General features: G+C 65.2%; 23 protein-coding genes. 9 read left to right on the forward strand and 14 right to left on the reverse strand.

Annotation, left to right across the window (positions count from 1 at the left end; all coding sequences use genetic code 11):
* Nucleotides 1-2 precede the first annotated feature (2 nt).
* Both DL899_RS09995 and miaB read right to left on the reverse strand, forming a co-directional pair.
* Nucleotides 3-509, reverse strand: a complete 507-nt coding sequence (locus tag DL899_RS09995; protein ID WP_111734247.1) for an OmpA family protein — start codon at nucleotides 507-509, stop codon at nucleotides 3-5.
* A 276-nt stretch (nucleotides 510-785) separates the two neighbouring features.
* Entirely contained in the window at nucleotides 786-2,120 is a 1,335-nt protein-coding gene (miaB, locus tag DL899_RS10000) for a tRNA (N6-isopentenyl adenosine(37)-C2)-methylthiotransferase MiaB (RefSeq protein ID WP_111734209.1), read from the reverse strand.
* Between the two features lie 130 nt (nucleotides 2,121-2,250).
* On the opposite strand from miaB, the gene DL899_RS10005 reads away from it, so the two are divergent.
* On the forward strand, nucleotides 2,251-3,120 hold the full coding sequence (locus DL899_RS10005) for a hypothetical protein (RefSeq protein WP_111734210.1): 870 nt from the start codon (nucleotides 2,251-2,253) through the stop codon (nucleotides 3,118-3,120).
* Between the two features lie 45 nt (nucleotides 3,121-3,165).
* Here DL899_RS10005 and DL899_RS10010 read toward each other — a convergent pair whose 3' ends face one another.
* The 4 genes from DL899_RS10010 to fabA all read right to left on the reverse strand — a co-directional run bounded on the left by DL899_RS10010 (nucleotide 3,166) and on the right by fabA (nucleotide 6,151).
* Nucleotides 3,166-3,483 (reverse strand): hypothetical protein, encoded by a 318-nt coding sequence (locus DL899_RS10010; RefSeq protein ID WP_111734211.1) that lies wholly within the window; start codon nucleotides 3,481-3,483, stop codon nucleotides 3,166-3,168.
* A 65-nt stretch (nucleotides 3,484-3,548) separates the two neighbouring features.
* Complete coding sequence (locus DL899_RS10015; protein WP_111734212.1) at nucleotides 3,549-4,340, reverse strand: enoyl-ACP reductase FabI; 792 nt, start codon at nucleotides 4,338-4,340, stop codon at nucleotides 3,549-3,551.
* 7 nt (nucleotides 4,341-4,347) lie between these two features.
* Complete coding sequence (fabB, locus tag DL899_RS10020) at nucleotides 4,348-5,577, reverse strand: beta-ketoacyl-ACP synthase I (RefSeq protein ID WP_111734213.1); 1,230 nt, start codon at nucleotides 5,575-5,577, stop codon at nucleotides 4,348-4,350.
* Between the two features lie 64 nt (nucleotides 5,578-5,641).
* Nucleotides 5,642-6,151 carry a bifunctional 3-hydroxydecanoyl-ACP dehydratase/trans-2-decenoyl-ACP isomerase gene (gene fabA, locus DL899_RS10025; protein ID WP_111734214.1) on the reverse strand — a complete coding sequence of 170 codons (510 nt, stop codon included), beginning with the start codon at nucleotides 6,149-6,151 and terminating at the stop codon, nucleotides 5,642-5,644.
* Nucleotides 6,152-6,319: 168 nt separating this feature from the next.
* Here fabA and irrA point away from each other — a divergent pair, with 168 nt between their 5' ends.
* A complete protein-coding gene (gene irrA, locus DL899_RS10030; protein WP_111734215.1) occupies nucleotides 6,320-6,745 on the forward strand; it encodes an iron response transcriptional regulator IrrA in 426 nt (141 codons plus the stop codon).
* 9 nt (nucleotides 6,746-6,754) lie between these two features.
* Here the strand turns inward: irrA and DL899_RS10035 are convergent, their stop codons facing one another.
* A complete protein-coding gene (locus DL899_RS10035) occupies nucleotides 6,755-7,387 on the reverse strand; it encodes a hypothetical protein (RefSeq protein WP_111734216.1) in 633 nt (210 codons plus the stop codon).
* Nucleotides 7,388-7,515: 128 nt separating this feature from the next.
* Nucleotides 7,516-7,944 carry an FKBP-type peptidyl-prolyl cis-trans isomerase gene (locus tag DL899_RS10040; RefSeq protein ID WP_111734217.1) on the reverse strand — a complete coding sequence of 143 codons (429 nt, stop codon included), beginning with the start codon at nucleotides 7,942-7,944 and terminating at the stop codon, nucleotides 7,516-7,518.
* Nucleotides 7,945-8,146: 202 nt separating this feature from the next.
* Between DL899_RS10040 and DL899_RS10045 the strand changes: the two genes are divergently transcribed.
* The 7 genes from DL899_RS10045 to DL899_RS10075 all read left to right on the forward strand — a co-directional run bounded on the left by DL899_RS10045 (nucleotide 8,147) and on the right by DL899_RS10075 (nucleotide 15,203).
* Entirely contained in the window at nucleotides 8,147-8,830 is a 684-nt protein-coding gene (locus DL899_RS10045) for a haloacid dehalogenase type II (protein ID WP_111734248.1), read from the forward strand.
* A complete protein-coding gene (locus tag DL899_RS10050) occupies nucleotides 8,830-9,663 on the forward strand; it encodes an alpha/beta fold hydrolase (RefSeq protein WP_111734218.1) in 834 nt (277 codons plus the stop codon). Before DL899_RS10045 ends, DL899_RS10050 begins: the two co-directional genes overlap by 1 nt.
* Entirely contained in the window at nucleotides 9,660-10,637 is a 978-nt protein-coding gene (locus DL899_RS10055; RefSeq protein WP_111734219.1) for a threonine ammonia-lyase, read from the forward strand. The genes DL899_RS10050 and DL899_RS10055 overlap by 4 nt, the downstream gene beginning before the upstream one ends.
* Nucleotides 10,638-10,730: 93 nt before the next feature.
* Nucleotides 10,731-11,900, forward strand: coding sequence for a 4-hydroxybenzoate 3-monooxygenase (gene pobA / locus DL899_RS10060; RefSeq protein WP_111734220.1), 1,170 nt, complete (start codon nucleotides 10,731-10,733; stop codon nucleotides 11,898-11,900).
* 70 nt (nucleotides 11,901-11,970) lie between these two features.
* Complete coding sequence (gene pcaD, locus DL899_RS10065) at nucleotides 11,971-12,759, forward strand: 3-oxoadipate enol-lactonase (protein WP_111734249.1); 789 nt, start codon at nucleotides 11,971-11,973, stop codon at nucleotides 12,757-12,759.
* A gap of 92 nt (nucleotides 12,760-12,851) precedes the next feature.
* On the forward strand, nucleotides 12,852-13,943 hold the full coding sequence (locus DL899_RS10070) for an alcohol dehydrogenase catalytic domain-containing protein (RefSeq protein WP_111734221.1): 1,092 nt from the start codon (nucleotides 12,852-12,854) through the stop codon (nucleotides 13,941-13,943).
* Between the two features lie 27 nt (nucleotides 13,944-13,970).
* The gene (locus DL899_RS10075; RefSeq protein ID WP_111734222.1) at nucleotides 13,971-15,203 is read left to right on the forward strand and encodes a mandelate racemase/muconate lactonizing enzyme family protein; all 1,233 of its coding nucleotides are present in this window, start codon (nucleotides 13,971-13,973) and stop codon (nucleotides 15,201-15,203) included.
* Nucleotides 15,204-15,270: 67 nt separating this feature from the next.
* Here the strand turns inward: DL899_RS10075 and DL899_RS10080 are convergent, their stop codons facing one another.
* From DL899_RS10080 to DL899_RS10105, 6 genes are read right to left on the reverse strand one after another with little or no spacing between them, the layout of a single operon-like run.
* Nucleotides 15,271-16,200: an AEC family transporter gene (locus DL899_RS10080; RefSeq protein WP_111734223.1), complete on the reverse strand. Its 930-nt coding sequence runs from the start codon at nucleotides 16,198-16,200 to the stop codon at nucleotides 15,271-15,273.
* 5 nt (nucleotides 16,201-16,205) lie between these two features.
* Complete coding sequence (locus DL899_RS10085; protein ID WP_111734224.1) at nucleotides 16,206-17,003, reverse strand: MBL fold metallo-hydrolase; 798 nt, start codon at nucleotides 17,001-17,003, stop codon at nucleotides 16,206-16,208.
* Nucleotides 17,003-17,794, reverse strand: coding sequence for a TatD family hydrolase (locus tag DL899_RS10090; RefSeq protein ID WP_111734225.1), 792 nt, complete (start codon nucleotides 17,792-17,794; stop codon nucleotides 17,003-17,005). The genes DL899_RS10085 and DL899_RS10090 overlap by 1 nt, the downstream gene beginning before the upstream one ends.
* Before the next feature lie 6 nt (nucleotides 17,795-17,800).
* On the reverse strand, nucleotides 17,801-18,949 hold the full coding sequence (locus tag DL899_RS10095) for a DNA polymerase III subunit delta' (RefSeq protein ID WP_111734226.1): 1,149 nt from the start codon (nucleotides 18,947-18,949) through the stop codon (nucleotides 17,801-17,803).
* Complete coding sequence (gene tmk, locus DL899_RS10100) at nucleotides 18,946-19,572, reverse strand: dTMP kinase (protein WP_111734227.1); 627 nt, start codon at nucleotides 19,570-19,572, stop codon at nucleotides 18,946-18,948. Before tmk ends, DL899_RS10095 begins: the two co-directional genes overlap by 4 nt.
* Nucleotides 19,569-20,735, reverse strand: coding sequence for a D-alanyl-D-alanine carboxypeptidase family protein (locus DL899_RS10105; protein ID WP_111734228.1), 1,167 nt, complete (start codon nucleotides 20,733-20,735; stop codon nucleotides 19,569-19,571). Before DL899_RS10105 ends, tmk begins: the two co-directional genes overlap by 4 nt.
* Nucleotide 20,736: the final 1 nt, after the last annotated feature.

Genomic DNA, 20,736 nt, shown 5'->3' on the forward strand with positions numbered 1-20,736 from the left:
CCCTAACGAATGCAGATGATCTCGACCCGGCGATTCTGCTGCATCCCGGCCGCTGTGGTGTTGGGCGCCTTTGGCATGCGCTCGCCGTAGCCGCGCACATCCGCGATTCGCGCGCCGCTCTGGGCCGCAACCCGCGCGACCGAATTGGCACGGCGCAGCGACAGGTCGAGGTTGTACTCGTCCGAGGCACGGCTGTCGGTATGACCGGTGATGATATAGGAAATCGCGTTGGTCTTGCGGAAGAAATCCATCAGCCGGGCACGGCCCTGGGCGTTGATATGTGCGCTGTCGGTGGCAAACAGCTGATCGCTGTTCATGACCCCACAGACATTGCCCCGGCGGCAGACGGGAATTCCCTGACGGGTGACATGCGGGGTCATGTACCCCTCCCACCCGTCGTCCATCACCCAATGTTCGCATCCGTCGGGATCGACCCAGATTGTCGGCACGTATCGTTCACCGACAATCACACGCTGTCCGCTTTGCGCCTCGGCCGGGTCTGCCATCATCGAAATACCGATGACGGCGGCAGCCACCCCACCAAGGACGCTGCGGACCGTTCTAAAAAGATATCCGGTCACAGCCACTGTCCTTTCATTTCCCCCAAAAGGTCCGGTCGAGCAGAGAATCCGAACCTGATGAAATTATCGTTTGAGTGTAACAAGTTTGGAATGGTTGTGAAGCCTTATTGGCGGACTCGGACACAGAAACGCCCCATTGGGCGGGCGAAGCGGCATTGAGCATCCGGTCCGACGCGGTCAGCACGACAAAGGTGAAACGCAGCTTCAGGTAGCCGGCGCGATCACCCGGCCGGCCAGTGAATTCGACCCGCTTTCGACAATTTCAACCTGTACCAGATCACCAGGGCGCAGATCGGGATCGGTGACGTGAACGGCGTGCAGGTGATCGGATTTTCCCACCATCTGCCCCGGCAGACGGCCCGGCTTTTCGATCAGAACGCCAACCTCGCGACCGATCATGGCGTCCTGCGCGGCGCGTTGCTGGCGGGTCAACAATGCCTGCAAACGCTGCAGGCGCTCCGATTTCACGTCTTCGTCCAACTGATCGCGCTCAGCCGCCGGGGTGCCGGGGCGCGGCGAATACTTGAACGAATAGGCATAGCCATAGCCCACCGTCTCGATCAGATCGAGGGTGGCCTGGAAATCCTCTTCGGTCTCTTCGGGGAAACCGACGATGAAATCCCCCGACATCAGGATATCGGGACGCGCGGCGCGGATGCGTTCGATCAGGCGAATATAGGATTCGGCGTCGTGGCCGCGATTCATCCGCTTGAGGATGCGGTCGCTGCCCGACTGCACCGGCAGATGCAGATAGGGCATCAGCTTGTCGCAAGCCCCATGCGCGGCGATCAGGTCATCCTGCATGTCATTGGGGTGCGAGGTGGTATAGCGGATCCGCACCAGCCCGTCGATTTCCGCCAGCGCCCCGATCAGGCGCGCCAGCGACCAGTCGCTACCATCCTCGCCCGCGCCGTGATAGGCATTGACGTTCTGGCCCAGCAGCGTGACCTCGCGCACACCGCGTTCGACCAGGTCGCGCGCCTCGGCCAGGATGCGCGCGGCAGGGCGGCTGGCCTCGGCCCCGCGCGTATAGGGCACCACGCAGAAGGCACAGAACTTGTCGCAGCCTTCCTGCACGGTCAGGAACGCAGTCGGGCCGCGTTTTGCCTTGGGACGCTCGGACAGTGCGTCGAACTTATCGATAGCGGGAAAATCGGTGTCGAGCGCCTTTTTTCCCTCGCGCACCAGCGCCTCCATCTCTGGCAGGCGGTGATAGCTTTGCGGTCCGACCACCAAGTCGACCAGCCCGGCGCGGCGCATGATCTCCTCGCCCTCGGCCTGCGCCACGCAGCCGGCAACGCCGACCTTCAGATCGGGGCGCGCCTCTTTCAGCGGGCGAAAGCGGCCCAGTTCGGAATAGACCTTTTCAGCCGCCTTTTCGCGGATATGACAGGTATTGAGCAGGATCATGTCGGCATCTTCGGGCGTTTCCGTGCCGACATAGCCCGCGCGCGCCATGACCTCGGTCATGCGCTCACTGTCATAGACGTTCATCTGGCATCCATAGGTCTTGATGTAGAGTTTTTTCTGCCCGGCCATGATCCGCCTGTCTCCCACCCGTCGCAGGTATCAGGCCGCCTGACTACATCAAGGTCCGGGTCACTTGCAATGCGTGCTGAATTGACCGAGTTTCGGCAACGGTCGCATCGTGGGCAGTTCGAGGTGGAAAATGCACTATCCCAGCCTTAACGCACTGCTGGCGAATGGGCGTCAGGCGCTCACGCCGGGGCCGGTGGCGATGATCCTGGTCGAGGACGATATCGAGGTCGCCAGCACCCTGCGCCACCACCTGGACCTGGGGTTTCGCAGCGTCATCGCCTTTATGCCGGCCGAATTCGACCTGGCCGCGAACCTTGGCGAACAGGTGATCCGCGTCGATCACGACCTCAAGCGCAACGCCGATTTCAGCCAGGTCGTGAACCGCGTCATCGCCGCCGCGCAAGGAACATGGCTGTATTACTGTTTCAACGCCGAATACCTGTTCTTTCCGTTTTGCGAAACGCGCACCGTGGGCGAATTGCTACGCTTTCACACAGAGGAACGGCGCGAGGCGATGCTGAGCTACGTCATCGACATCTATGCCGGCGACCTGCACCGCCACCCCAACGCCGTATCGCTGGAGAATGCCCACCTGGACCGGTCGGGGTATTACGCGCTGGCCCGCCTCGACCCCGAGAATCACAACCACCCCAAGGAAAGGCAGCTGGATTTCTTTGGCGGGTTGCGCTGGCGGTTCGAGGAACATATCCCCGCCGACCGCCGCAAGATCGACCGGATATCGCTGTTTCAGGCCAAGCCGGGGCTCAAGCTGCTCCGAGATCACACCTTTTCGGACGAGGAATACAACACCTATGCCTGCCCCTGGCACAACAACCTGACGGCGGCGGTGGTGTCGTTCCGCACGGCAAAGGCGCTCAAGGCCAACCCCGGCTCGACCTTCGAGATCGACGATTTCCGCTGGCACAACTCGACGCCGTTCGAATGGCATTCCCGCCAGCTGCTCGACTTGGGGCTGATGGAACCGGGGCAGTGGTTCTGAAAGGCGGGCGCTGGTTAGCCCGCCCGGGCCAAATGCCTGACCGGATCAGCGTTCGAATTGCAGCAGAAAACGCGTGACAGGGTCGTGCTGCGGCTTGGCCGAAGTGCCCGAAGAGCTGCGCATCAGGCCCTGGATAGAGGCACGCACTTCGTCGGTGTTTTCGGCCATCCAAACGACGCGTTCGACCGTTACCTTCATGCCGTCGTGCACCGGCGGGGCCAGCGCCCTGTCCTGCCACGTCGCGAACAGGAACAGCACCACCAGCACAGCATAGGCCAGCCGCGCCCAGCCGCGCGCACGGGCGGCGCGGGCGCCAAAGGCTCGCTCTCGATCCTCGGCCAGGGCTTTGCGCGCATAATCCATGCCTGTCGCCTATCACCCCGGCTGGGCGAAAGCGGGGCAATGCGATGGCCGGATTTGGGCCTATCTCAGAGGTTTTCGGCCTGCGGCATGCCCAGAACGTGAAAGCCGCCATCGACGCGAATGATCTCGCCCGTGGTATAGGCGCCGGCGGGAGAGGCCAGATAGACGGCCGTGCCGCCGACCGCGTCCAGCGTGGCGTTTGACCGAAGTGGCGCGTTGGCCTCGGTATGCTTGAAGGTGCGCCGCGCGCCGCCGATGGCCGCGCCGGCCAGCGTCTTCATCGGGCCAGGGCTGATGGCGTTGACGCGGATGCCGTCCGGCCCCAGGTCGTTGGCGAGGTAACGCGTCGCGGCCTCTAGCGCCGCCTTGGCCACGCCCATCACGTTATAGTTGGGCGCCACCCGGTTCGACCCCTGATAGGTCAGCGTCAACAGCGTACCACCGTTCTGTTTCATCAGTGGGTAGGCGCGGCGCGCGACCTCGATAAAGGAATAACAGGATATGTCGAGCGAGCGTTTGAAATTATCCCGGCTGGTGTTCAGGAACCGGCCCTTCAGTTCGGACTTGTCCGAATAGGCGATGGCATGCACCAGGAAATCTATTGTCGGCCATGTGTCCGACAGCGCCGCAAAGGCCGCGTCGAGCGAGGCATCGTCGGTCACGTCGACATCGACCAGCAGCGATGACCCCAGCGACGCCGCCAGCGGCTCGACCCGTTTGCCGAACGCCTCGCCCTGGTAGGAAAACGCCAGTTCGGCACCGGCGGCATGCATGGCCCGCGCGATTCCCCAGGCGATCGAGCGGTCATTGGCCACGCCCATGACCAACCCGCGCATACCCTTCATCGACATATCCATCTGCGACCTACCCGTCATATTTGCTCAGCAGCAACGAGCCGTTGGTGCCGCCGAAACCAAAGGAGTTCGTCATAACCGTGTCGAGCCCGGCATTGTCGCGCCGCTCGGTGGCGATTTCGCCCGGCTGAAAGGCCGGGTCGAGCGTTTCGACATTGATCGAGGGGATGATGAAGTCATCCTGCAGCGCCAGCAGGCAGAAGATCGCCTCGAGCGCGCCGGCCGCGCCCTGTGCGTGCCCGGTCATCGACTTGGTCGAACTGATCGGCGGCACGTTGCCTTCACCGAAGATGCGGCGCACTGCCTCGACCTCGCCCACGTCGCCCACCGGGGTCGAGGTGCCATGCGCGTTGATATAGCCGACGCGCCGCCCCTCGGGCAGTTGTTCCAGCGCCAGGCGCATCGCACGTTCACCGCCCTCGCCCGAGGGCGCAACCATGTCGTGCCCGTCCGATGTGGCGGCAAAGCCGGTGACCTCGGCATAAATCTTTGCCCCCCGCGCCAGCGCGTGGTCGAGATCCTCCAGCACCACGATGCCGCCGCCGCCCGAGATGACGAACCCGTCGCGGTCGGCGTCGAAGGCGCGGCTGGCGCGTTCCGGCGTGTCGTTGAACTTGGACGACATCGCGCCCATCGCGTCAAAGAGGCACGACAGCGTCCAGTCCAGTTCCTCGCCCCCGCCGGCGAACATCACGTCCTGCTTGCCCATCATGATCTGTTCGGCGGCGTTGCCGATGCAATGCAGCGAGGTCGAGCAGGCCGAGGTGATGGAATAGTTGATGCCCTTGATCTTGTGCGCCGTCGCCAGGTTGGCCGAGACGGTCGAGCACATGCATTTGGGCACCGCGAAGGGGCCGATGCGCCGGGTGTTGCCGGTTTTCAGCACCGTCTGATGTGCCGCCAGCATGGCGCTGGTCGACGGCCCGCCCGACCCGGCGATCAGACCGGTACGCGGGTTGACGACATCGCTTTCCTCAAGCCCGGAATCGGCAATGGCCTGACACATGGCGATATGGGCATACGCCGCCCCCGGCCCCATGAACCGCAGCTGGCGCTTGTCCACATGTTCCGTCAGGTCGATGTCGATGGCGCCGGCGACACGGCTGCGAAAACCATGCTCGACCATCTGTTCATTGGCGGAAATACCCGACCGGCCGGCCTTCAGCGCGGTCAGAACCTCTGTCGCGTTGGTGCCAATGCTGGAGACGACCCCCAACCCGGTTACGACGACACGACGCATCTGCGCTCTCCCTGTAACGTTGCTTGTGACGTTGCTCGCAAGCTTGCGGTTAACCTTGCGGCGCTCAGCTTTCCGACAGAGCGACCTTCATGTCCCTGACCTGATATATAATCTCACCATCGGCTTCGACGCGGCCGTCTGCAACCCCCATCGTCAGCCGCCGGGTCTGTACCGCCTTGGTAAAATCAACGAAATAGGTCAGCACCTTGCGGTCGGGCCGCACCATGCCGGTCAGTTTGACCTCGCCCACGCCCAGCGCGTAACCGCGCCCCTTCCAGCCGCGCCAGCCCAGATTGAACCCGGTCAGCTGCCACAGCCCGTCCAGACCCAGGCACCCCGGCATGATCGGGTTGCCGGGAAAGTGGCACTTGAAGAACCACAGGTCAGGCGTGATGTCGAATTCGGCCACGACATGCCCCTTGCCATGCGCGCCGCGATCGCCCGAAATGTCGGTGACGCGGTCGACCATCAGCATAGGCGGTTCGGGCAGCTGGGCATTGCCCGGGCCAAACAACTCTCCTCGGGCGCATTTCAGGAGCTCATCTCGGTCGAAGCTGCTCGGATATTCGGCCATTCAGGCGGCTCCCTCCAGTCTGGTGTGGCGTATTTCTGTCCCTGTACCATCGCAGGAAAGCGGCTTGCAAGACTGTCGGCCCTCGGACCGACCCTGCCTGCGGCATCATTTCCGTTTGAATTCGTCCAACTCCAACCATTATATTGCTATTTATCCAAGGGGTTCGAGATGACCGATATGCAGACCATCGAACACGGCACCGAATGGCTGGCCAGTGCCGGGCTGCGCCCGACGCGCCAGCGCGTGGCCCTCGCTGCAATCCTGGTGGGGGATGGTCGGCACCGTCACGTTACCGCCGAAAGCCTGTTCGCCGCCGCCCAAAGGGCAGGAGAGCCGGTATCGCTGGCGACCGTCTACAACACGCTCAAGGCCTTCAGCGAGGCCGGCCTCGTGCAAGAGGTGACGGTGCATGGCTCCAAGAGCTATTTCGACACCAACACCCACGACCACCCTCATTTCTATTGGGAAGACGAAGAACGGCTGATGGACGCGCCCGGCGACCATTTGCAGATCACCGGCCTGCCCCGCCCGCCCGAAGGCGCCGAGGTGGCCAGTGTCGATGTGGTGATCCGGCTGCGCCGCAAGGCGTCCTGATCCGCGCCACTATACCGTATCGTCCGCCGGGCCCTGCCCCGGCCCGTGCCCCGACAACCCCGGTCGCGTGACCCGCCGGCGCGAGGCGACAAGCCCATCCTGAAACCGCTCGCCATCGCCATAATCGACGAACTGCGCATAATAGGCGTGATGCGCACCGATGCGCGCGGCGTGCTTGATGGGGCACCAATAGGCCTCGGTCCGGCCTGCGACCTCCTGCGCATAGCCGACCAGCCCGTTGGCATAACCGCAATAGATGCAGTTCAGTTTCTGAAGCGCGTTGAGATAGGCCAGATGCTGGCGGTCGATGCGGATGAAATCAGCCCGGCGCACGCGTTCGATCCCGTAGACGGGAAAGCAGACGCGCTGATAGATCGTCACGAAGAGATCGAGCAGCACAAAGGGCACGATCAATGAATAGATCACCGGCGCGGTCAGCACCACCATCGGCCTGGTCTGCCGCAGGAATTCCCCAAGCCCTACCCGCAGCGCCCGGTGGCGCGCGCGCATTCCGGCCTCGAACACCACCCGGCCATCATCCAGCCGATAGCGAAATTTCTCTGCCCGGCGGCGCAGGTCGGTTTCGATTTCGTCCTGCAGTTCGCGGATGCGCTGCAGCAGTTTTTCGGTCTGGGTGATCATTGGCTTGCCTCCGGCCGGTGCGTACGCGGCGCCGGCAGGGCCGGGCGCCGCGGCCCGGCGGCAAGCCTAGCGGCGAAAGCGGCGCGCGCAAGGCCCGCGCGCGTCGCCATCCCTGCCGCATGGTTTCGTCAGCCGACCGAGACCAGCTCGATCGCAAAGGTCAGGTCCTGGCCCGCCAGCGGGTGATTGGCGTCAAGAATCACCTCAACCTCGGTCACTTCGGCCACGGTTACCGGCATCACCTGGCCCTGCGGTGTCTGCACCTGCAGCTGGGTGCCGATGTCCAGCGGAATGTCGGCCGGGATATCGGCGCGCGGCACCGCCTGGCGGGCATTGGGGTCGGGTTCCCCATAGGCCTGGTCGGCAGGCACCTCGACGGTTTTCTTGTCGCCCGCCGTCATGCCAGGCAGCGCGGCGTCGAGGCCGGGAATGATCTGGCCCGACCCGATGGTGAATTCCAGCGGCTCGCGCCCTTCGCTGCTGTCAAAGGTGGATCCGTCTGAAAGCGTACCAGTATAGTGAATGCGGACGGTATCGCCCGTCTTGGCCTGAGTCATGAAGAGTCCGATCTGTTAGGGGGGTGAGTTTGCAAGGCCGCATATGGCGCGGGTGCTTGAGCGCATGCGCAGAAGGCTACCAAGCGTCTCGCCGGAATGCAAATCGTCTCACGCCGGATTGATTGTGCTGCGGGTCGGGGAATGGATCAGGGGCTTTTCGGCAGCACCGTGCCGTGCCACTCTTGCCGGCAAGGAGGACGCCATGACCATCACCACCTGCATCTTCGACGCCTACGGAACGCTGTTCGACGTCAGCGCCGCCGCCCGCAACGCCGCACAGGAACCCGGGCGCGAGAAATTTGCCCGCCACTGGCCGGCCATCGCCACGCATTGGCGGCTCAAGCAGTTGCAATACAGCTGGCTGCGCGCGGTCATGGACCAGCATGCCGATTTCTGGACGCTGACCCAGGATGCGCTGGACTGGGCGCTGGAGGCCGAAGGGCTGGACGGCGATGCCGAACTGCGCGAACGCCTGTTGCAGCTTTACCGCGAACTTGACGCATATCCCGAGGTGCCGGGACTGCTGAAGATCCTCAAGGAACACGGCATCGCCACCGCCATCCTGTCGAACGGATCGCCCGGGATGCTGGCCTCGGCCGTTGAATCGGCGGGGATCGGCGACTACCTGGATGATGTGCTGTCGGTCGAAAGCGTGGGCGTCTTCAAACCGGCGCGAACGGTCTATGACCTGGTCGGCGCGCGCTTTGGCTGCAACCCGTCCGAGGTGCTGTTCGTTTCATCCAACGGCTGGGATGTCGCCGGCGGCGCCTTTTATGGCTTCAAAACCGTTTGGGTGAACCGCGCGGGAGAACCGATAGACCGCCTGCCGGGCCGCCCCGGAACGGTGCTGAACGACCTGTCCGGCATCCCCGGGCTTGCCGTCTGATGCCGCATTTCACCACCTCTGACGGCTTGTCCCTGTTCTATCGGGACGAAGGTGACGGCCCGCCTGTGCTGTGCCTTGCCGGGCTGACGCGCAACAGCGCCGACTTCACCTGGCTTGCCCCGCATATGTCGGGTGCACGCCTGATAAGGCTGGATTATCGCGGGCGCGGGCAATCCGACCACGCCCCCGACCCGAAAACCTATTCGATCCCGCGCGAGGGTCAGGACGCGATCGAGCTGCTCGATCACCTGGGGCTGGACCGGGCGGTGATCATTGGCACATCGCGCGGCGGGCTGATCGCGATGATACTGGCGGCGACGCACCAGGACCGGCTGGCGGGGGTGGTGCTGAACGATATCGGCCCCGAACTGTCCGATGCGGGGTTGTCGCGGATCATGGATTATGTCGGCACCGCGCCGCCCTTTCCTGACCTCGATTCGGCGGCAAGGGCACTGATGCAGGGCCACGCGGCGGATTTTCACGGCGTGCCCTTTGACCGCTGGCGACAGCAGGCCGAATTCATGTGGTTCGAGCAACCCGAGGGCGGCATCGGCCTGCGCTATGACCCACGCCTGCGCGAGGCGCTGGCAAACCCTGATGCCGCCGGCGGCGCGCCCGACCTCTGGCCGCTTTTCGACATGCTGGCAGGGCTGCCGCTGGCATCGGTCCGGGGCGCCAATTCCGACCTCTTCAGCGTCGACTGCCAGGCACGGATGCAGGCGCGCAACCCCGGCATGATCGCAACCGTGGTGCCCGACCGGGGCCATGTGCCGTTTCTGGATGAACCCCAGGCGCTGGAGGCCATCCGCGCCGTGCTGAAGGCCGTCGAATGACCGACATCGCCATGATCCGCGCCGCCGCCGAACGCCTGCAGGGCCACGCCCGGCGCACGCCGCTGCTGTCATCGCCCTTTCTCGACCGGATCTCCGGGCGGCGGGTGCTGGTCAAGCCTGAATGCCTGCAACACACCGGCAGCTTCAAGTATCGCGGCGGGCGCTCTGCGGTCTCGGCGCTCGATCCCGACACCCGCGCCCGCGGGGTGCTGGCCTATTCCAGCGGCAACCATGCCCAGGGGGTGGCCCGCGCAGCGGCCGAATTCGGCACCAGCGCGGTGATCGTGATGCCCTCCGACGCGCCCGAGCTGAAGATCGCCAACACCCGCGCCGAGGGCGCCGAGGTGGTGCTATATGACCGTGCCGCCGGCGAAAGCCGCGAGGAACTGGGCGCGAGACTGGAACGCGACCGCGGGCTGACGCTGATCAAGCCCTATGACGAACCGCAGGTAATTGCCGGCCAGGGCACCTGCGGGCTGGAAATCGCCCAACAGGCCCGCGCCGAGGGCATCGAAGAGGCCGAGGTGCTGGTCTGTTGCGGCGGCGGCGGACTAAGCGCCGGCATCGCCCTGGCGTTGGAGGCGGAGGCGCCGAAAATGCGCGTGTGCACGGTCGAACCTGTCGGTTTCGACGATGCCGCGCGTTCGCTGGTCTCGGGCCGGCGGGAACGCAACGAAACCCAGGCCGGCGGGCTGTGCGACGCAATCCTGACGCCGATGCCGGGCGAAATCACCTTTCCGATCATGCAACGGCTGTGCGGGCCGGGGCTTGTGGTCAGTGACGACGACGCCTTGCGCGCCATGGCCGAGGCGTTTCGCCGGCTCAAGCTGGTGGCCGAACCGGGCGGCGCGGTGGCGCTGGCGGCGGCACTGTTTCATGCATCCGAACTCGACAGCGACACCGTGATCTGCACCATCTCGGGCGGTAACGTCGATGCAGGCACCTTTGGCCGGGCGCTGAAAACCTACGGCTGAGGCAGGAGTCAGAAGGCAACGAACAGGAGGAGAGACGAGGAGGTTATCCGCACGCGACCTTCGGGCCGCAGCACGAGGAGGAGGAGACAGATCATGCGCACACAGGTGGCGATCATCGGCGGCGGGCCGTCGGGGCTGCTGTTGGGCCAGCTCTTGCACACCAGGGGCATCGATACGGTGGTGCTGGAACGGCGCAGCCGCGAACATGTCCTGTCGCGCATCCGCGCGGGCGTCCTGGAAACCGGCTTTGCCGAGCTGATGCACGAGGCCGGGACCGGCGAACGCATGGACAGCGATGGCCTGATCCACGAGGGCGTGACCCTGGCCTGTCGCGGCCGGCAGTTGCGCATCGACTTCGAGGCGCTGACCGGGCGGCATGTTGTTATCTACGGCCAGACCGAAGTCACCCGCGACCTTTACGACGCACGCGACAAGGCCGGCCTGCCCACATTTTTTGAATGCGCCGATGTCAGCCTGCACGACCTGAACACCGACACCCCCCATATCACCTTTCTGCACGAGGGGCGCGAAACCCGGATTGAGAGCGACTTTGTGGCCGGCTGCGACGGCTTTCATGGCCCCTCGCGCCAGGCCATCCCCGAAAGCGTGCGCCACGAGTTCGAGAAGACCTATCCCTTCGGCTGGCTTGGGGTTCTGTCCGAAACCCCGCCGGTCAGCGAAGAACTGATCTATGCCGGCTCGGAACGCGGTTTCGCGCTGGCTTCGATGCGCAATCCGGGGCTCAGCCGCTATTACATCCAGTGCCCGCTTTCCAACCATCCCGACGACTGGGATGACGATGAATTCTGGCAGGAACTGAAACGCCGTCTGCCGCAAGACGCCGCCGAAACCCTGATCACCGGCCCCAGCATCGAAAAATCCATCGCGCCCTTGCGGTCTTTCGTGTGCGAGCCGATGCAATGGGGGCGGCTTTTCCTGTGCGGCGACGCCGCCCATATCGTGCCACCGACCGGCGCCAAGGGATTGAACACCGCCGCCAGCGATGTCGGCTATCTCTTTCGGGCGTTGCTGCGGCACTACCTGCGGGGCGACAGCACGGCGCTGGGCGAATATTCCGAAACCGCGCTGCGCCGCATCTGGAAAACCCAGCGATTCAGCTGGTGGATGACAACCCTGCTGCACAGCTTTCCCGACCGGTCCGAATTCGACCAGCGCACCGCAGAGGCCGAGTTCGCCATGCTGCAAGAAAGTGAGGCCGCGCGCCATGTGCTGGCGGAAAACTATGTCGGCCTGCCATATTGACGCCGGCGCCGGTCCTTGTGCCCGGACGGGTCAGACGGCACTGTCGGGAAACGACGAAAAGGATGTGATCATGCCCTCTCTGTCGCTCGGTGACGTGACGCTGAACTACCGCGAAGATGGTGACCCCAAGGGTGCGCCGCTGGTCTTTGCCAATTCGCTGGGCACCGATCTGCATCTGTGGGACGCGGTGCTGCCGCTATTGCCGGCCGGGCTGCGCATCCTGCGCTATGACAAGCGCGGCCACGGCGCCAGCTCGGTGCCGCCCGCCCCCTATACGATGGGCGCGCTGGTGGGCGACGCCGAAGCGCTGATCGACCATCTTGGTCTGCGCGATGTGGTGTTCGTCGGGCTGTCGATCGGCGGCATGATCGGACAGGGGCTGGCGGTGAAACGCCTCGATCAGGTGCGCGCGCTGGTGCTGTCCAACACCGCCGCCCGCATCGGCACGCGCGAGATATGGCAGCAACGCATCGACGCGGTGCGCGCCGGCGGGATCGAGGCCATTGCCGATGCGACAATGGCGCGCTGGTTCTCGCGCGATTTCCTGGCCTCGCCCGAACTGGCGACCTGGCGCGCAATGCTGGTCTCGCAACCCGCCGAGGGCTATGTCGGTTGCAGCGCGGCCATCGCGGGAACCGATTTTTACACCCCGACCAGCGGGTTGCGCCTGCCGCTGCTGGCAATCGCCGGGGCCGAGGACGGCGCTACCCCGCCCGACTTGGTGCGCGAGACCGCGTCGCTCGTTCCGGGGTCGGAATTCCGCCTGATCCGGCGCGCGGGCCACCTGCCCTGTGTCGAGAAACCCGATGAGTACGCCCGGTTTTTGGGCGATTTCCTGCGCCGGATCGGCCATATCTGACGCGCAATGACACTTTGGTATCGGTTCGCACTTGCGCGGGGTTCGGAATCGCGTGCAGGCTGCCCGCCAACATCGGCATTTGGGAGAAAACGATGCAAACCATCCAAGCCGCGGTCTGTCACGAATTCGGTCAGCCGCTCGTCATCGAAGATGTGCAGCTGCGCGCACCGCAGGCACGCGAGATCGAGGTCACGCTTGAGGCGGTCGCCATCTGTCATTCCGATATTTCCTATGCCGAGGGCGCCTGGGGTGGCACGCTGCCGGCGGTTTATGGGCACGAGGCGGCGGGTCGCATCAGCGCCCTGGGCGACGGGGTTTCCGGGCTGGCCGTGGGCGACCCGGTCGTGGTGACGCTGATCCGCGCCTGCGGGCAGTGCCCCAGCTGCGCTTCTGGCCGCCCCACGGGTTGTGAAACGCCCCATGACGGCGACAAGGGCCCGCTGCAGACCGCCACAGGCGGCACGTTGCACCAGGCGCTGGCCTGCGGCGCATTCGCCGAGAAGGTGGTGGTGGACCAGAGCCAGGTCGTCCGCATCCCCGATGACATGAAAATGGCGGCAGCCAGCCTGCTGGCCTGCGGGGTCATCACCGGCGTGGGCGCGGTGGTGAACGCCGCAGGCCTGCGGGCGGGGCAGGACGTGGTGGTCATCGGCGCGGGCGGCGTCGGCCTGAACGCCATCCAGGGCGCGCGCATCGCCGGGGCGCGGCGGATCGTGGCCGTGGACATGACCGAGGAGAAACTGGCCGACGCCCGTGATTTTGGCGCAACCGACGGGGTGCTGGCCACCGAAAGCAAGCCCTGGCGCGCGGCCAAGGCGGCGATCGGGCGCGGGGCGGATGCGGTCTTTGTCACCGTCGGCGCGCCGCGCGCCTATGACGAAGCGCCGCGATACCTCGCCGGCGGCGGCAAGGTGATCATGGTCGGCATGCCCGCAAGCGGGGCAATGTCGCAATACGAGCCGGCCAATTTCGCCGCCGCCGGGCAGGGTATGGTCGGCTCAAAGATGGGCGACGTGGTGATCGCCCGTGATATTCCCTGGATGATCGACCTTTACGGCCAGGGGCGGCTGAAACTGGACGAGCTGATTTCCAGGCGCTGGCGGCTTGACCAGATCAACGAGGCCATCGCCGACACCAGGTCGGGCAGCGCCCGGCGCAACGTGATCATGCTGGGCGAGGGATAGTTCCGCGCCACCAATCGGAGATCGCCGATGAAACTGCGGGACCTCGACATCATTGTCACCGCCCCTCCGGCGCCGGGCTGGGGCGGGCGGTACTGGATACTCGTCAAGCTGACCACCGATAACGGCATCACCGGCTGGGGCGAATGCTATGCTGCCGCCGTCGGCCCAAAGGCGATGCGCGCGGTGATCGAGGATGTCTTTGCCCGCCACATGCAGGGCGAAAACCCCGAGAATATCGAACTGATGTTCCGCCGTGCCTATTCCTCGGGCTTTACCCAGCGGCCCGACCCGACGGTGATCGGCGCGTTTTCGGGGCTGGAGATCGCCTGTTGGGACATCTTGGGCAAGGCGCGCGAACGCCCGGTATGGGCCTTGATGGGCGGGCGGATGAACGAGCGCATTCGCGCCTATACCTATCTCTATCCCCTGCCCCATCACCAATTGCCCGACTTCTGGGTCTCGCCCGAATTGGCCGCCGAATCCGCCGCCGATTGCGTCAACCGCGGATACACGGCGGTGAAATTCGACCCGGCAGGGCCCTATACCCTGCGCGGCGGGCACATGCCGGCAATGTCGGACATCGCGCAATCGGTGGCCTTCTGCCGCGCCATCCGCGAGGCGGTGGGTGACCGCGCCGATCTGCTGTTTGGCACCCATGGCCAGTTCACCACCGCCGGCGCAATCCGGCTGGGCCAGGCGATAGAGCCCTTTTCGCCGCTGTGGTTCGAAGAACCGGTGCCGCCCGATTGCGTTGGCCAGATGGCGCAGGTGGCGGCGCGGGTGCGCATCCCCGTGGCCACCGGCGAACGGCTGACCACCAAGGCCGAATTCGCCCCCGTCCTGCGCGAGGGCGCGGCGGCGATCCTGCAACCGGCGCTGGGGCGCGCGGGCGGGCTGTGGGAGGCGCGCAAGATCGCCGCCATGGCCGAGGTCTATAACGCGCAGATGGCACCGCATCTTTACGCCGGCCCGATTGAATGGGCGGCCAATATCCACCTTGCCGTCTCGATCCCCAACATCCTGATGTGCGAGACGATAGAGACCGAATTCCACAACCGCCTGATCGGCGGCACCATCAGGGTGGAAAACGGTTTTGTCGGCGCGCCGGAGGCGCCGGGCCTGGGCATCGAGGTGGACGAGGCACTTGCCCGTGCCCACCCCTATGAGGGCGACGAGCTGCACCTGCAGATGCAGGAAGAGCCGTGTGATTACGTCAATGGCAACGTCTTTGCCGGTGGCGCGCCGCCAAGGAAAGACTAGACACACGCATCGTGTAATTGAAGGCGGGGTGTGTGCGGCTGGGGATAAATAGTCCACTGAGGTCACATCAGGGCAATATCGTCAGCCACATCCATGCGGTCAGAATGGTCAATGAAGTGGCCACCAGCACCGCCGTCGCCGCCACCCGCTGCGCGCGGCCATAGATCGAGGCAAAGATATAGGCGTTCACCCCTGGCGCCATCGCCGCCGTCAGAACGGCAGAGCGCGTCGCCTCGACCGGCAGGGACAGGGCCAGGCCCAGCCCCCGCGTGATCGCCGGATGCACCGCCAGCGCAATGAGGCAGATGAAAAGCACGATGCGCATGTCGCCCTCGGCGCGGTAACTGGCCAGCACGCCCCCCATGCCGAAGATCGCCGCCGGCAGCGCCGCGCGCACCATCATGTCGAGCGCGTCATCAAGGATGCCGGGCAAGGGCAGGCCCGAAAAGTTCACTACGAACCCCGCCCCGATGCCAAGGATCAGCGCGTTGGAAAACATCGCCTTCAGCACCCGCCCGGCGATGGCGAATCCGGCCTGCCCACGGGCGCGCACGATCTCCATCACCGAGATGCCGACGCCATAGCAGAACGGCGAATGCAGCGCGATGATGGCATAGTTCGCCTGCAGCGCGTCCGTGCCATAGGCGCGCTCGGTCAGCGCCAGCCCCAACAGGACCGAGTTGGAAAACAGACAACAAAAGCCGATGACAACCGCGTACTCCCAGTCGCGCCCGAACAGGAAACGCGCGCCGAAAAGCCCCAGCAAGAACCCCGACAGCGCACCGGCGTAAAAGCTGATCAGCAGACGCCAGTCAAAGCTCTGCCCCAGATCCAGCCGGGCAATGGCGGTGAAGAGCAGGCAGGGAATGGCAAAATTCTGGGTGAACCGCATCAGCCCATCGACACCGGCCGGGCTGAACCAGCCGCGCCAGACCGCCAGATAACCGAAACCTATCACCAGAAAGACGGGCAGGATGACATCCAGCAGCGCCTGCACGCGCCTCAGTCCCCGTAGGTGATCACCATCCCGTCAAAGGCAGGGGTGACATGTTCCGGGGTTTCATCGGCAAGGGTCCGATAGTCGAGATCGATATGCATGTTGGTCAGCACCGCCCGGCGGGGCGCAGCGCGCTCGATCCAGGCCAGAGATTTTTCCAGGTGCGAATGCGTCGGATGCGGATCGCGCCTGAGCGCATCAAGCACCCAGCAATCCAGCCCCTCCAGCAGCGGCCAGCTGTCATCGGGGATGTCCGAGACATCCGGCAGATAGGCCAGGTCATCCACCCGAAAGCCCAAAGCGTCGATCGATCCATGCTGAACCGGGATCGGGCGCAGGGTGATTGGGCCGCCGGCACCGTCGATGGTAACATCGCCTTCGATAGTCCGCATGTCCAGAATCGGTGGATAAGGTGACCCTTCAGGTTGAACAAATGCATATCCGAACCGGGCATACAGCACATTCTGCGTGTCGCCATCTGCCCATACAGGCAGCCGTTCGCGCCGGTTGAAAACGATCATCCGCAGGTCATCCAGACCATGCACATGATCGGCGTGGTAATGGGTATAGACCACCGCATCCAGAACCCCGACCCCGGCATCGAGCAGCTGCGCACGCATGTCCGGCGAGGTGTCGATCAGCACGCTCGTGGTGCCGTCCCCGTCTTCGCGCTCGACCAGAATCGAGCAGCGACGACGATAATTTCTTGGGTCATCGGGATCGCAATCACCCCAATGCCCGCCCAGCCGCGGCACCCCACCGGAAGAGCCGCAGCCCAGTATCGTGAACCGCATCTGCGCCATCAGCCCGCCGCCCTGGTAAAGAGCCGGTTGAAATTGGCCTCTGTCTGCGCGGCAAAATCCGGCCAGTCCATGCCGAACACCTCGGCCCCGACCTGCCCGGTATGCACGGTAAAGGCGGGCTCATTCCGCTTGCCGCGATAGGGCGGCGGGGCAAGATAGGGCGCGTCGGTTTCCAGCAGGACGCGATCAACCGGAACGCTGCTGAAAATATCGCGCAGTTCCTGGCTGCGTGGGAAAGCCGCTATCCCCGACATCGACAGGTAAAACCCCAGGTCAAGCGCCGCGCGCGCCAGGTCGGGCCCCGAGGAAAAGCAATGCATGACGCAGGAATAGGCGCCGTTGCGGTATTCTTCGGTGAGGATGCGCGCCATGTCGTCGTCGGCGTCGCGGGCATGGATGATCAGCGGCAGGCCGGTTTCACGCGCGGCAGCGATGTGCACCCGCAGGCTCTGCTTTTGCACCTCGGCGCTGTCAGCGGTGTAGTGATAGTCGAGCCCGGTTTCCCCGATGCCGACGAACTTGGGGTGGCGGGCCAGCGCGACCAGTTCATCGACGGTAGCCATCGGTTCTTCGGCCGCGCTCATCGGGTGGGTGCCGGCGGCATAGAAGACAGGGTCGTGCGCCTCGGCTATGGCACGCACGCGCGGCTCGTTCGCCAATTTCGTGCAGATCGTCACCATGCGGCGCACACCGGCATCCAGCGCGCGCGCGATGACATCATCCCGCTCGCCATCGAAGCTGTCGAAGTCGAGATGGCAGTGACTGTCGGTGATGGTGACGGTGGCAGACATGAAACCTCAGGCTCGGGCGCAGGATTGCAACTTGAAGACCGTATCCAGCACCAGCGCGGCAGGGTCAAGGTTGACCGCCCGGCCCCGGCGGGCACGCGTGCCTGCCTCTTCGGCCAGAGTGGCCCAGGCCCGCGCCCTCCCCGGACCAGGGGCAAGGCGGGCCAGCATCGCGGCCTCGCCCGGTGCGGCCTCGGGCGGGGGGGTGCCGGTGGCGCCGGTGCGCGCCAGCCGCGCAAGCATCAGGTCAACGAGATGAAAGAGCAGGTCGCGCCGGTCCTCTGCCCCGCGCGCGGCGGCGGCTTCGGCCAGTGCGATGGCGCGGGGACGGTCCAGCGTCGGCATCCCGTTCATCAGCGCCACCAGGTCGGCATAGAGCGCCAGCCCGTCCAGGTGCATCAGCCGGATCGCCGCCCCCACCGATCCGCCTGAAAGCTCAGCCAGGCGGGGTGCATCATCACCGGGATCGATCCCTGCTTGCGCCAGCGCATCGGCCAGGTCACCGGCCCCAAGCGGCGTCAGCCGCAGATCGCGGCAACGCGAGCGGATCGTCGGCAACAACCCCGAGGGCCGGTGCGACACCAGCAAGAGCGTCGTGCGCGCGGGCGGCTCTTCGAGCATCTTCAACAGCGCGTTGGCGGCGGCGGGGTTCAGGTCGTCCGCGCAATCGACGATCACCACACGGCGACCGCCATCGGCCGCACTCATGTGCAGAAAGCGCGCCAGCTTGCGCACCTCGTCAACACGGATATCAGCTGAAAACCGGCCCTCCAGCACCGCCTTATTACGCTCGGATTCGCTGCGTCCCATCCCGCCCCGGCGCACCAGGTGCAATCCCGGCTCGGCCATTGCCAGAATGCGCCGCGTCACCGGATGATCGGGCGCCACGTCCAGCGTCTGCGGCGGCGGGGGGGCGCCGAAAAGCCCGCCATCGCCGGAATCAGGCGTTGCCAGCAGGAACCGCGCGATGCGCCAGGCCAGCGTTGCCTTTCCCACGCCGCGCGGGCCGCTCAGCAACCAGGCATGATGCAGCCTGCCGGACTGGAACGCGGACAGGAATGCCGCCTCTGCCGCCGCCTGCCCGAACAGGCGGACCGTCGCGCGCGGATGCGGCGCGCCGGGGGTGCGGTCTGGCTCTGGGGTAGAGTCGTCGGTCATGTCAGGCGCGAGGTTACGACACCCAGAACGTCGGCGGCAACCGCGTCCGCGTCGCGCCCGCCATCGATCACAGCAATGCGCTCGGTTTCGGCCTGCGCCAGATCGAGAAACCCCTGCCTGAGACGCGCCTGAAGATCGGCGCCGAACCCCTCGAACCGGTCCTCGCCGCCCTTTCGCGCCAGCGCCCGGTCCAGCCCTGTCTGCGGGTCGATGTCGATCAGCAGCGTCAGGTCAGGTTCGCGCCCAATCATCAGCGTGTGCAGCCGGTCCACCAGCGCCCGCAGGTCATCGCCCCGCAGCCCCTGATACATGCGTGTGCTGTCGGCGAAGCGGTCGCAGATCACGATCGCGCCGCGTTCCAGCGCCGGGGTGATCGTCCGTTCCAGGTGATCGCGCCGCGCAGCGGTAAAGAGCAGGATCTCGGTTTCCGGCGACCAGCGGTCGGGCGCCCCCTCAAGCAGGAGGCCGCGAATTTCTTCGGCCCCGGGGCTGCCGCCGGGTTCGCGTGTCAGCACCACCTCGCGGCCCAGCGCGCGCAACGCCTCAGCCAGCAGCCGCGCCTGGGTGGATTTGCCCGACCCGTCAATTCCCTCTAGCGTAATGAAAAGCGGCGGGGCGCTCAAATCGCTTCCTCGGGCGCGCCCCTCATCCGGGCAAGCAGTTGCCCTGACACGGTTTTCATCCGCACCATGAAGCCGCCGCGCGGCACGTCATTGGCTGCATAAAGTGGCACGATCTTTTCCGGCAGCCCCTCGGGCGTCAGCACCAGCCGGGCCAGCTCATCGCCCTTGGCCACCGGCGCCTCGACCGGGCCGCGATAAACCACCTCGGCATTCAGTTCATTGCCGCCCAGCACCGGCAGCAACGCGCTGACATCCTCGCCCGGGACCAGCGCAACGCTGTCTTCGGCCCCCATCCAGACGCTGGCCTGCGCAACCTGGGTATCGGCCTTGAGCAGCGACTTCTCGACGAACTGGCGGAATGCCCAGTTGACGATCGCGCGGCCCTCTTCGGCACGGGCGGCGGCGCTTTCCAGCCCGGACAGGACGAAGACCACCCGCCGGCCGTCCTGTTTGGCCGACCCGACCAGCCCATAGCCCGCCCGCTGGGTGTGCCCGGTCTTGAGCCCGTCAGCCCCGATCCCCAGCCGCAGCAGCGGGTTGCGATTCTGGGTGTTTTGCGGCGCGCGACCGTCGAACTTGAACTCGGTCTCGGCAAAGAGAGGATAGAATTCGGGGAAATCCTCGATCAGGTGACGGGCCAGCAGCGCCAGGTCACGCATGCTCATCACATGGCCATCGGCCGGCCAGCCGTTGGAGTTGCGAAAGACCGAATTGGTAATGCCCATCTTGTGCGCGCGCTGGGTCATGTAGCGGGCAAACCCGGCCTCGGTGCCATCAGGGCTGAGCGCCTCGGCGATCACCGCGCAGGCATCGTTGCCAGACAGCACCACGATGCCGCGCAACAGATCCTCGACACGAACCTTGTCGGTGGTGTCAAGGAACATGGTCGAGCCGCCATAGCTCATCGCGTGTTGCGAAACCGGCAGCTTTTCGTCCAGCGACAACCGCCCGTCGCGGATCGCCTCGAACGCCACGTAGAGCGTCATCAGCTTCGACATCGAGGCTGGCGGCAACGGCGTATCGGCATTCTTTTCCAACAGCACCGTGCCGGTGGTCGTGTCATAGACAAAGGCGGCCCTGGCGCGAGTGTCAAACGCATGCGCCGGCAGGACCAGCGCCAGGATCAGGGCAATCGGGGCCAGAAAGGCGGTGATACGGGTCATG

This window comes from Roseovarius amoyensis (assembly GCF_003260265.1).
GTDB lineage: Bacteria > Pseudomonadota > Alphaproteobacteria > Rhodobacterales > Rhodobacteraceae > Roseovarius > Roseovarius amoyensis.

Coding starts and splice junctions, on each gene's coding strand:
- DL899_RS09995 (WP_111734247.1), bottom strand. CDS start 509: ATGATGGCAGACCCGGCCGAGGCGCAAAGCGGACAGCGTGTGATTGTC.
- miaB (WP_111734209.1), bottom strand. CDS start 2,120: ATGGCCGGGCAGAAAAAACTCTACATCAAGACCTATGGATGCCAGATG.
- DL899_RS10005 (WP_111734210.1), top strand. CDS start 2,251: ATGCACTATCCCAGCCTTAACGCACTGCTGGCGAATGGGCGTCAGGCG.
- DL899_RS10010 (WP_111734211.1), bottom strand. CDS start 3,483: ATGGATTATGCGCGCAAAGCCCTGGCCGAGGATCGAGAGCGAGCCTTT.
- DL899_RS10015 (WP_111734212.1), bottom strand. CDS start 4,340: ATGGATATGTCGATGAAGGGTATGCGCGGGTTGGTCATGGGCGTGGCC.
- fabB (WP_111734213.1), bottom strand. CDS start 5,577: ATGCGTCGTGTCGTCGTAACCGGGTTGGGGGTCGTCTCCAGCATTGGC.
- fabA (WP_111734214.1), bottom strand. CDS start 6,151: ATGGCCGAATATCCGAGCAGCTTCGACCGAGATGAGCTCCTGAAATGC.
- irrA (WP_111734215.1), top strand. CDS start 6,320: ATGACCGATATGCAGACCATCGAACACGGCACCGAATGGCTGGCCAGT.
- DL899_RS10035 (WP_111734216.1), bottom strand. CDS start 7,387: ATGATCACCCAGACCGAAAAACTGCTGCAGCGCATCCGCGAACTGCAG.
- DL899_RS10040 (WP_111734217.1), bottom strand. CDS start 7,944: ATGACTCAGGCCAAGACGGGCGATACCGTCCGCATTCACTATACTGGT.
- DL899_RS10045 (WP_111734248.1), top strand. CDS start 8,147: ATGACCATCACCACCTGCATCTTCGACGCCTACGGAACGCTGTTCGAC.
- DL899_RS10050 (WP_111734218.1), top strand. CDS start 8,830: ATGCCGCATTTCACCACCTCTGACGGCTTGTCCCTGTTCTATCGGGAC.
- DL899_RS10055 (WP_111734219.1), top strand. CDS start 9,660: ATGACCGACATCGCCATGATCCGCGCCGCCGCCGAACGCCTGCAGGGC.
- pobA (WP_111734220.1), top strand. CDS start 10,731: ATGCGCACACAGGTGGCGATCATCGGCGGCGGGCCGTCGGGGCTGCTG.
- pcaD (WP_111734249.1), top strand. CDS start 11,971: ATGCCCTCTCTGTCGCTCGGTGACGTGACGCTGAACTACCGCGAAGAT.
- DL899_RS10070 (WP_111734221.1), top strand. CDS start 12,852: ATGCAAACCATCCAAGCCGCGGTCTGTCACGAATTCGGTCAGCCGCTC.
- DL899_RS10075 (WP_111734222.1), top strand. CDS start 13,971: ATGAAACTGCGGGACCTCGACATCATTGTCACCGCCCCTCCGGCGCCG.
- DL899_RS10085 (WP_111734224.1), bottom strand. CDS start 17,003: ATGGCGCAGATGCGGTTCACGATACTGGGCTGCGGCTCTTCCGGTGGG.
- DL899_RS10090 (WP_111734225.1), bottom strand. CDS start 17,794: ATGTCTGCCACCGTCACCATCACCGACAGTCACTGCCATCTCGACTTC.
- DL899_RS10095 (WP_111734226.1), bottom strand. CDS start 18,949: ATGACCGACGACTCTACCCCAGAGCCAGACCGCACCCCCGGCGCGCCG.
- DL899_RS10105 (WP_111734228.1), bottom strand. CDS start 20,735: ATGACCCGTATCACCGCCTTTCTGGCCCCGATTGCCCTGATCCTGGCG.